Source organism: Lishizhenia sp. (assembly GCF_033720595.1).
GTDB lineage: Bacteria > Bacteroidota > Bacteroidia > Flavobacteriales_D > Crocinitomicaceae > Lishizhenia.
On the sequence record NZ_JAWWCF010000110.1, the window covers coordinates 1 to 10,289 of the forward strand.

A 10,289-nucleotide genomic window follows, 5' to 3' on the forward strand; every position below is an offset into this window, starting at 1 on the left:
AAGCAATTGGTCAATAAAAGTGGAATGAAAGTACGTTTAATCCAAAACATCGATAGAAAACTACCGCTAGAAGATATAGGATCTTCACAGGGGAAAAGTTTGAACGAGGTTTTGGATGAAATTGAAATGATTGTTCAATCTGGAACGCGCGTGAACATCAATTACTACATAGATGATATGTTAGATGATGGTGAGCACGAAGAGATTTACGAATACTTCTCAGATGCTGAAACTGATGATCTGAAAGAGGCCTACGAAGAGTTCGACGGTGATTACAGTGAAGAAGAATTAAGATTGATGCGTATTAAGTTTATGTCAGAAATGGCCAACTAAACGTAAAAAAATATAGAGAAAAGCGGACAATGAAAGTTGTTCGCTTTTTTTATGTCTATTTGTTACGCGCTCAATCTGTAAGAAATTTTAGTTTTATACGACCAAACTAAATCCATAGGAAATGCGTTTGCGTACCTATGTTAAATAGACAATAATCATAGACGATAAATATGAGTGAAATTCATACTTCAGTACAAGAATACTACGGAAAAGAATTAGAGAAGTCGGAAGACTTGAAAACGAATGCATGTTGCACATTAACCGCTCCACCAAAGCATATTATGGAAGCGTTGAGAGATGTTCACGATGAAGTTCAGGCGAAATATTACGGTTGTGGATTAACCATTCCTTCTAAAGTGAAAGGATTGAAGATTTTGGATTTAGGTTCAGGTTCAGGTAGAGATTGTTATATCGCAGCAAAATTAGTAGGTGAACAAGGTGAGGTTGTAGGTGTAGATATGACCGATGAGCAATTAGCTGTGGCCAACGAGCATCTAGAATACCACAGAGAGAAATTTGGGTATGCTACGTCAAATGTTCGCTTTTTAAAAGGGAATATCGAAGCCTTGGATGAATTGGATCTAGAACCGGGTAGCTTTGATTTAATTATCTCTAATTGTGTGATCAACTTGGCGGAAAATAAAGAGAAAGTTCTGCGTGATGCTTTTCATCTTTTGAAACCAGGTGGAGAAATGTACTTCTCAGATGTGTATGCAGACCGTCGTTTCCCTGTGGAACTACAAAAGGACCCTGTGTTGTGGGGGGAATGTATTTCTGGAGCATTGTATTGGAATGACTTCTTAAACATTGCCAAGAAAGTTGGATTTACAGATCCGAGAGCAGTAGAAAACAAAGTGATTACGGTTGAGAATCCTGAACTAGAAGAGAAGTTGGGGGATATCAATTGTTTTAGTGTTACCTATCGTTTGTTTAAAATAGACGGACTGGAGTCTGACTGTGAAGATTACGGTCAAGCTGTGAAATACAAGGGGACAATCACAGAAGAGAAAGCATCTTTTGATTTAGATGATCATCATAATTTCCCTGCGGGTAAAGTGATGGCGGTATGTGGTAATACCTACAAAATGCTACACGATACACGTTTTAAAGAAGATTTCGAATTCTATGGAGATTGGAGCACACACTACGGAATTTTTGAAGGTTGTGGGGGTGCTATGCCGTTTTCTATTGGAGAGCCAGGAACAGAAGCTTCTTGCTGCTAGTAAACGATAATATTATGGAAGAAGGACTGTCTACTGAGATGGTCCTTTTTTGTTTAATACAACATATTTATATGCCCGTATTTAGTATGGACAAAAGCATCATCGGCGAATGAATATTGTAAACTATAGCTAAAACAAGTTGTATTAGTGAGTTGGTTTTTAACCGTCCCATTCCAGAAATCTTGGATGTTATTCGAATGAAAAACTACCTTTCCCCATCTGTTGTAGATAATGAATTCGAATTGATCTAAGGGACAACTGGCTACAGCAGATATTTCATCGTTCACACCATTTTGGTTAGGGGTAAAAGTGTTGGGTAGATAAAGTACACAATCACAATTTTCTGTTTCAATTAAAATGGTATCACTTGCTTCAAAACAATTTTCAACATTAACCCAGTAAGTTCCTGCTTCATTTACAATAAGTTCAGCTTCTGTAGATCCATCCTGCCATAAAAATGTTGAGTAGGGGTGATGTGCGTTTAAAACAATGGATAAATCCTCACAGATGCTTGTGTCTGTTCCTAAATTGACTTGAGGACCTGGAGGTGTATAAATTAAGATGCTGTCTTCGTACGTACATCCATTTTGCTCTACCGCTAAACTAAGGTTTTGGGTTTGTGTAATACTGATGGAATTTGAAGTAGAATTATCCGACCATAAGTAATTGGCATTATTGAGATTATACAAGAAATTCAAGGTGTCTCCAGGGCAGAAGATAGCAGTATCTTGATCGAATGAAAAGATTTGTTCGGGGTAATAGTCTACCATTATATTGTCAGAACTAGAGCAACCATTTTTAGTTATTTCAAGAGAATATAAACCCGCGCTATTTACTGTAATGGTTGAGTCAGTTGATCCATTAGACCATAAATAGGAGTTGCCTTTGTATTGCGGTGAAAGTGTTAAAGTTTCGTCGGGACATAAGGTAGTGTCATTTCCAATATTAAACGTGAAAGGCTCCTGAACATAAACCCAAATGTCAAAAGTATCACATTGGGAATAAATAAGATAGTTGGTAGATTGTTGAGGACTTACCGTAAAATTGTTACTTGTGGAGAGAATTGTACTTGGATTTGTACTTTCTGCCCAGCCAATAAAGCTATTGGAGTTTACATTCAAGGTCGCAGAGGTATTCTGACAAATAGTAGTGTCAGGTGAATGTGTTAAACAAGTTTCTTTAACTAAGATGTCATCAAAGAAATAATAAGAATATTCGTTGAATACAATGTCGTTATGATTTGTAGGTGTTAATGAAGTGTTTTGACCGTTACTAAAACAACCAAGGATTATATATTGAGAGGGACTTGACGCTGTGAAAGTTCCTGAAATTTTAACCCAGTTTACCGAATCCGTAATAATTTTTTGTTCAATAATTTGAGGAGTAAAATTTAATACATCAGATTGAAACGAGTTAATAAGTGTATCAGAAAAATACATTCCAAGATTATTAGATGCAAATCTACTTTTTGCAGCTAAGGAAACATGAAACTTTGCATAATAATGCTGACCAGGTGTTAGAGTTTGCAGCAATTGAGTTTGTATATATTCTCTCGAATTAGAATCATTGTAAATACTCGAACAATATGCGCCTACCATATTATTACCTGATTTTGGTAAATGATTCCATGGTGAGTTTAAGCAATAAATAGAACAAGTATTTGGTACATTAAGGCTAAAGAAATCTGAAGTTGCCAGAGTAGGTAAATTCCAATCTTGAAAATAGCTATTAAATTGATTTACAGCTACACCTCCAACACAAGGTAGTGAAACCGTATTCTCAAAACTAGGATTCGGAACTAGGTTCTGTGCAGCGGTCCAGAAACAAGATGCAGTAAATATAAAGAATAGTATTAGGTGCTTTAATGTCATTTAGGAGATTTACTATTACCTGTTGTTGATAACAACGGAGTGGCTGATCGTAAAGTTGGTAGTAGATTTGAAAAATAACTACTCAATAATCAAAGTAATCCTCAAACGTTCTTCCTCTGGTAAGTCATAATTATCCGCTGAAGATTTGCGCTTGATGTTGAATTCTATGTAATCTTCTCCGGTGTAATTTTGTTCCGTAGAATAGAAATAAGAGTAAGGATAGAGTTCTGTGGAATCCGAGAAATATTCACTTGTATCAGCGTGTAAAGGTTCCGAAATCATTTCTACTTCATCTTCGGCACTGTTGACCATAAAATTGTAGACGTAATCTGTATTTACCTTAACTGTGTCAGTAATATCTCGTGTAGGTGTAATCCATAGCGTTTTCTTACAACTGAAAAAGAATGAAGAACAAATAATTATAAAAGCTAGTTTTTGCATAAAGCACGGTTTGATAGGGTTAAAGTACTGAATTTAAATCATTTTTTGAAGCTCTTCCCAGAATTTTGGATAGGATTTTTCCACCACTTCAGGATGTTGTATGTCTATTTCTCCCAGGTTTACTAGAGGTGCAAAAGACATGGCCATTCTATGGTCTTCATAGGTGGTAATACTTAAGTTTTTAGGAAGTTCTTTGATTTGCTTTCCATAGATCTTGATGCTTTCACCGAAATCTTCTACTTCTACATTTAAACGTGCCAGTTCGGTTTGTAGTGCCTTCACTCTATCGGTTTCTTTGATGCGTAAACTGTGTATACCGTCTAAATGTAATTCAACTCCCGTTACACCGCATAATACAGCCAAGGTTTGGGCTAAGTCCGGACAATTTTGAACGTTTAATTTGAGTTCTGTTGGGAATTCTTTAGGCACTTTCTTAAGCGTGGCACCTTCGTCATCAAAACTTGTTTCTATTCCAAAAACGGTTGCAATGGCTGCGATAACAGCGTCGCCTTGTAAGGAATTTTCTTGAAGTCCTGGTAAAAACAATTCTTCTAAGTCAGAAAGTATTAAAAAGCTATACCAATAGCTTGCTGCCGACCAATCATTCTCAACCCTTAATTCTCCACCCGAATACCTGCCAGGGTTTACGCGTATTTTATTTTCGTAATGACGCAAGGTAATGCCAAATTGCTGCATCAATTCTAAGGTCATATTGATGTAAGGTTTAGAAGCGGTTTTACCTTCGAGTTTGAAAAATAATCCATTGGGTAAAAGTGGTGCTACCATCAATAAAGCAGAGATGTACTGACTGCTTATACTGCTATCTATAACTAATTCTTGACATGCATTAATAGGTTGGAAGGGATGTATTTCCAAAGGAGGATATCCTTCTTCACCTAAATAACTGATTTGAGCTCCTAAATTACGCAAAGCATCTACTAAAATACCAATTGGACGTTGGTGCATGCGCTCCGTTCCTTGGAGGATGAAGTTATCGTTTTGCAGGGCATAATATGCAGTAAGAAAACGCATAGTGGTTCCAGCATCTTTTACGTCCTTCACCTGTCCCTCATTTTGCAATAACTGCAACATGGTTTGTGTATCTCTGGCGTTAGAAAGATTTGTGATTACAATTTCTTCCTTGCTCAAAGCTTGTATAATCAATGCTCTGTTTGCAATGCTTTTACTTGCAGGAAGTTGTATTTCTTTCCCTTTTGGCATTGCATTCACACGTTGTAATTTCATGACTAAAAATCAATTTTTCCGTGATGAATAGCTTTGCGCATAAAGAGTACAGCTCCAAGTCCAAAACCAAGAACCAAAGCGATATCTGAAATGTGATAGAGTAAAATGTTTCCTTCTAAAACCGCCATAGAACCTTGATTTTTCAAGAGGTCAAGAATGGAGTAGAAGTGAATTCCCCAACCAACAATACCAAAAACTAAAAAGGTCAACAAGTGTTTGCTAGCTACTTTTACTTTTTCAGAAGTTTGAAGGTTTTCGTTTTTCATTAAAGCAATGATCAATCCTAAGTTTACAGCAATTAAAAGCAATAAAATCAAGGGCATGAAAGGCGAGAGGTAGTACTCAAAGTTGTAGCCTACTATTCTAGAAATAAAGCGTTCTGAAAGTTCTTCTCGGTAATAAAACAAAAGGCCTGTTGCTGTTAGGAAAAGAAGGATTCCTGTTAAGGCTTTGTTACGAAGTAACTGTATCATTTATGTTTTGCGTTTTTTCTTTTTCGCTGCTGGGAAAAGAATATTATTTAAGATTAATCTATAACCTGGAGAGTTAGGGTGAAGGTTTAAATCTGTGGGTGGGTCACCCACTCTGTGCTGGTAATCTTCAGGGTCATGTCCTCCATAAAACGTCCAAGTACCCATACCGTGTTCTCCGTGTATATAGCGCACCGTTCCTAAATTTTGAGATTCACCCATTATGGTAACATTCGATTTGATGTATTCTTTTCTGAAGTCCGTTGTTTGTCCGTAAAAACCAGGGATAATATCTGTGTGACATTGGGTCAACATGGTGGGAACGACATCCCATTTTGCAGAGAAATCGAATAAAGTAAAGTAGTCGTTTTTTTCATTTACTTTTCTGTGGTCTGCGGTACCATCAATTTCGCTGTATTCGTAAACCAGTGGGTTTTGTTCTAATTCGTAGTTTTCGAAAGCAAAACTGTTGCTGTAATCTAGTTTTTCTTGACAATTTGGATCTGCTGGATCACCGTCGTACATGTCTTCACAAATATCTGTTTCATGCGCGGCAAGGGCGATGTCATAACTATCAGTCCCGCTACACATTGTAAATAAGAAGCCTCCTCCAAAAACGAAACTCTTAATGTTAGCGGCAACTGCTAATTTCATGTCAGAGACTTTTTCAAAGCCTAGTTTTCGGGCACTTTGTTCTAGTTCTGCAACTTGTTGTCTGTACCACGGGGCATTTTTAAAATTAGCGTAGAATTTTCCGTATTGTCCTGTGAAGTCTTCATGGTGCAAATGCAACCAGTCATATTCTACTAATCCACCAGCGATTACTGTACTGTCGTATACCTTATCATAAGGTATTTCTGCATATTCCATCACCAGAGTTACGGCGTCATCCCAGGGTTGTTTCCCACCAGGAGTGTATACTGCAATTTTTGGTGCTTTTTCCAATTGCACCACTTCTTGATTCACTTCAGGGTTAGCAATTTCTCTTTTAATAGCTTCAACTTGACCATCTGCTAAGATTTCGTAACTCACACCACGAATAATAAGCATGTCTTCTATTGTGCTTAAATGTGGCATGAGAAAAGCTCCTCCTCTGTAATTCAGTAGCCATTCAATTACTACTTCATTTTCCAATACAAAAAACGCAGCTCCATAGGCCTTTAAATGATTGCTTTGACCGGCATCCATTGGAACGATGATCTGCGTAGCTTTGGCTTGTAAACCAAAAAGTAGAAATAGAAAAAAAATGATTTTTTGCATGGCATTAACGTTGCGATTTCCTCTAATTTATGATTTAAAACGGAGTATCGTCAAAGTCATTGCTTGAAAAGTTAAAATCGTCTTCTATTTCATCCATTTTACTACGAACGGTCATTGTATTTGGCTGGTCTTCAAATCCTGCTGAAGGATTCATAGCACTTGGAACAACTTCTTCGTGTTCATCGAATGCAGCATCTCTGTTTTCGAAACGTGCATATTTACCGATAAACTTCAAACGAACTGTATCCGTGGCACCGTTACGGTGTTTTGCAATGATGATATCTCCAACTCCTTGTGTAGGGCCATAATCATCTTCTGTAATTCCATAGTATTCTGGACGGTAAATAAATGATACGATATCGGCATCCTGCTCAATAGCTCCAGATTCCCTAAGGTCAGAAAGTACAGGTCTTTTATCACCACCCCTTTGTTCAACCGAACGCGAAAGCTGAGAAAGTGCAATCACTGGGATGTTCAATTCACGGGCAATTTCCTTAATCGAACGCGAGATTTGAGAAATCTCTTGTTCACGAGAACCAACTCCTTTATTGTTAGAACCCGCAGTCATCAACTGCAAGTAATCAATGATTACCATGTTGATGTCGTATTTATCTTTCAATCGTCTACACTTGGCTCTCAATTCGAAGATAGAGATACCTGGTGTATCATCGATGAAAATTGGAGCATTGGTCAATCGTGTAATACGTGAGTGCAGTTGTTGCATCTCATGATCGGCCAAGTTACCTTTTCTTAATTTTTCTGCTGGAATACGCGTCTCCGATGAAATCAAACGTTTTACCAACTGTACGTTTGACATCTCCAGAGAGAATACTGCTACACCTTGGTTGTAATCTACGGCAGTATTTCTAGCCATTGAAAGTACGAAGGCAGTTTTACCCATGGCAGGACGAGCGGCAATTACAATCATATCCGAACGCTGCCAACCCGCAGTAATTTTATCCAAATCTTTAAATCCGGTAGGAATCCCAGATACACCATCCTGTATTTTGGTAGCACGCTCAATTTCGGCCATGGCCTCCATCATAGACGTTTGCATGGTGTGGTACCCTTTTTTCATGTTGTTCTGCGTAATGGCAAACAACTCTTCTTGGGCATTTCCAAGTAATTCAAATACATCTTTGGTTTCGTCAAATGAGTTCTTTAACAAGTCGTTACTCATTTTAATTACTTGACGCTGAATGTATTTCTGGATAATGATACGGGCGTGGGCTTCAATGTGCGCCACAGAACCTATTCGTTGGGTAAGCGATGATAAATAAACAACACCTCCAGCTAATTCTAACTCTCCAAGTTGTTTTAACTTTTCTGTGATTGTTAATAAGTCAATCGGTTCAGAAGCACCAAATAATTGTTGTATACAATTGAAAATGGCTTGGTGTTTTGGATCGTAAAAAGCTTCAGGTGTACCCAATACGTCAATCGCATCGTTCACCGCACTTTTCTCCAACATCATGGCACCCAACACCGCCTGCTCTAGTTCTATTGCTTGTGGTGGTACTTTTCCGATTTCTCCCATCGTAGATTTTACACGTTGTAGTCTACCTTTACTTACGCGTTGGTTGTTTTCCCCATTCTCCATAGGCACAAATATAGAAAATCGAAGCGGGCTTTAATAGCATAATTTTAGTGAATTGATGAGTTGTTTAAAGAAAGTGACTTATCAACGAATTGTTGAAAACTGTAGGAATGCAAGCTTTGAAATCAAAAGTGTGTAACTCGTTAAAATACATGGTTTTATGTTTGTTGTGTAACAGTTAATCTTGATTCTGCTCTGTCTGAAACTCCCTCTGCCTTTTATAGTTAAATCCTGTTGCACTTAGGTTTTGAAAATATAGTTCACCACCTGTCTAACTGTCTAAGTTTTCTACCTTAGCAAAACACATTAATTTTCATTCTTTATGCGCGTAGTAAATGCCAGACAGAACAATCTTAAGAACGTTTCATTAAGCCTTCCAGAAAATCAGTTAATTGTGGTTACCGGTCTTTCGGGTTCTGGAAAATCATCCTTAGCCATGGGGGTTATTGGTAATGAAGGGTATCGTTATTTCTTAGAAAGTTTGCCGGCTTATAATCAACAAAATGCGCAACGTATTCCTTCTGCTGATGTGGATGAGTTGAAAGATTTACCACCTGTAATTAAAGTGGAGCAAAGCAAAAGGTTTCAATCAATCAATGCAACCTTTGGGACGCTTTCTGAGCTTGCGCCTTTGTTTCGTATTCTTTTTGCGCGTTATTCAGGTAAGGAAGCTATGAGTAAATCGTTGTTCTCTTTTAACCATCCTAAAGGTATGTGTGCAACCTGCAGAGGTATAGGGGAGGCTGAGTACATAGATATCGATAAATTGGTAGGTGACCCCAGCAAAACTTTACGTGAAGGTGCTATTGTTACAACTTTACCGAATGGGTATATCGTTTATTCTCAAGTTACAGTAGACGAACTCAATAAAGTGTGCAAGGCACACGGTTTTTCTGTGGATGTTCCTTGGAAAGATTTAACAGAAGAGCAACAAGATGTCATCTTAAATGGGAGTGACAAGTTGAAGGTGTTTTATGGAAAACACAGCATAGAGTCGCGCCTGCGCTGGGAAGGTTTAAAAGCTAAGCCACGAGAGGAAGGCTACTATAAAGGCATGATGCCCATTATGAAAGACATTTTGAAAAGAGATAGAAATCCAAACATTTTGCGTTTTGCAAGTGCTATGGAATGTCCTTCTTGTAAAGGTGCACGAATTAAAGCAGAACATTTAAAATATACATGGCAAGGTTATAATTTTAAAGAATGGATGGAGTTTTCTTTAGAGGAACTCTACGCTAAGTTAAAGGGATTTTCCTTATATGGAGGAGAGCAGGTTTTAGTGGATAAATTATGTACACAATTGTATGACCTTATTCATCTTGGAATGGGACATTATCAATTGAGCACGCAGAGCACGGCAATTTCTTCCGGTGATGCCCAAAGGATGAAGTTGGTGAAACAAGTCAACAGTAATTTACAAGGTATTTTGTATGTTTTCGATGAACCTTCCATAGGTTTACCCGAAACCTATCAAAAGCATTTGCGCTATATTATAGACCGACTTCTGTACAAGGGGAACACGGTAATGGTAGTGGAACACGATTTAAACTTTATTCAATCCGCAGATTGGATTGTTGAGTTAGGACTTAAGGCTGGAGCTGAAGGTGGAGAAATTGTGTTTAATGGAAGTAAAAGCGAATTCCTTGCGCATAAAACATTGAACACCCCTACTAAACTTGCTTTGAGCGAAGATGAGCAGATAGCCACTCCCATTGCGTTGGAACAGGGAATGGAAAAGTTAAAGGGTGGCCTTACAGTTTTTACTCGAAAATCGAAGGAAGTAGAAAGAACTTTGAAGGAATATGCTAGAAAAGAAGCATTCAATATTCAAACGGTAAATGATCAAGCT

Annotated in this window: 8 protein-coding genes and 1 pseudogene; 3 read left to right on the top strand and 6 right to left on the bottom strand. The window is 37.9% G+C overall.

The window, feature by feature from the left end; all coding sequences use genetic code 11:
* Positions 1–333: helix-turn-helix domain-containing protein (locus tag R3333_RS08970; protein WP_413468680.1), on the top strand; the 333-nt coding region annotated here is incomplete at its 5' end.
* 170 nt (positions 334–503) lie between these two features.
* Entirely contained in the window at positions 504–1,556 is a 1,053-nt protein-coding gene (locus tag R3333_RS08975; RefSeq protein WP_318958453.1) for a methyltransferase domain-containing protein, read from the top strand.
* Positions 1,557–1,609: 53 nt separating this feature from the next.
* Here R3333_RS08975 and R3333_RS08980 read toward each other — a convergent pair whose 3' ends face one another.
* From R3333_RS08980 to dnaB, 6 genes are all read right to left on the bottom strand, one after another.
* On the bottom strand, positions 1,610–3,427 hold the full coding sequence (locus R3333_RS08980; RefSeq protein WP_318958454.1) for a gliding motility-associated C-terminal domain-containing protein: 1,818 nt from the start codon (positions 3,425–3,427) through the stop codon (positions 1,610–1,612).
* Positions 3,428–3,505: 78 nt separating this feature from the next.
* Entirely contained in the window at positions 3,506–3,868 is a 363-nt protein-coding gene (locus R3333_RS08985) for a hypothetical protein (protein WP_318958455.1), read from the bottom strand.
* Between the two features lie 33 nt (positions 3,869–3,901).
* A complete protein-coding gene (locus R3333_RS08990; RefSeq protein ID WP_318958456.1) occupies positions 3,902–5,113 on the bottom strand; it encodes a 3-phosphoshikimate 1-carboxyvinyltransferase in 1,212 nt (403 codons plus the stop codon).
* Between the two features lie 2 nt (positions 5,114–5,115).
* The gene (locus tag R3333_RS08995) at positions 5,116–5,586 is read right to left on the bottom strand and encodes a hypothetical protein (protein ID WP_318958457.1); all 471 of its coding nucleotides are present in this window, start codon (positions 5,584–5,586) and stop codon (positions 5,116–5,118) included.
* Positions 5,587–6,843, bottom strand: coding sequence for an asparagine synthetase B (locus R3333_RS09000; protein ID WP_318958458.1), 1,257 nt, complete (start codon positions 6,841–6,843; stop codon positions 5,587–5,589).
* Between the two features lie 34 nt (positions 6,844–6,877).
* The gene (dnaB, locus tag R3333_RS09005) at positions 6,878–8,443 is read right to left on the bottom strand and encodes a replicative DNA helicase (protein ID WP_318958459.1); all 1,566 of its coding nucleotides are present in this window, start codon (positions 8,441–8,443) and stop codon (positions 6,878–6,880) included.
* A gap of 319 nt (positions 8,444–8,762) precedes the next feature.
* Here dnaB and R3333_RS09010 point away from each other — a divergent pair.
* A pseudogene (locus R3333_RS09010) lies at positions 8,763–10,289 on the top strand (excinuclease ABC subunit A); the annotation flags it as partial.

Excerpts from the sequence above, each read along its gene's own strand:
- R3333_RS08975 (WP_318958453.1), top strand. The coding sequence starts at position 504 with ATGAGTGAAATTCATACTTCAGTACAAGAATACTACGGAAAAGAATTA.
- R3333_RS08980 (WP_318958454.1), bottom strand. The coding sequence starts at position 3,427 with ATGACATTAAAGCACCTAATACTATTCTTTATATTTACTGCATCTTGT.
- R3333_RS08985 (WP_318958455.1), bottom strand. The coding sequence starts at position 3,868 with ATGCAAAAACTAGCTTTTATAATTATTTGTTCTTCATTCTTTTTCAGT.
- R3333_RS08990 (WP_318958456.1), bottom strand. The coding sequence starts at position 5,113 with ATGAAATTACAACGTGTGAATGCAATGCCAAAAGGGAAAGAAATACAA.
- R3333_RS08995 (WP_318958457.1), bottom strand. The coding sequence starts at position 5,586 with ATGATACAGTTACTTCGTAACAAAGCCTTAACAGGAATCCTTCTTTTC.
- R3333_RS09000 (WP_318958458.1), bottom strand. The coding sequence starts at position 6,843 with ATGCAAAAAATCATTTTTTTTCTATTTCTACTTTTTGGTTTACAAGCC.
- dnaB (WP_318958459.1), bottom strand. The coding sequence starts at position 8,443 with ATGGAGAATGGGGAAAACAACCAACGCGTAAGTAAAGGTAGACTACAA.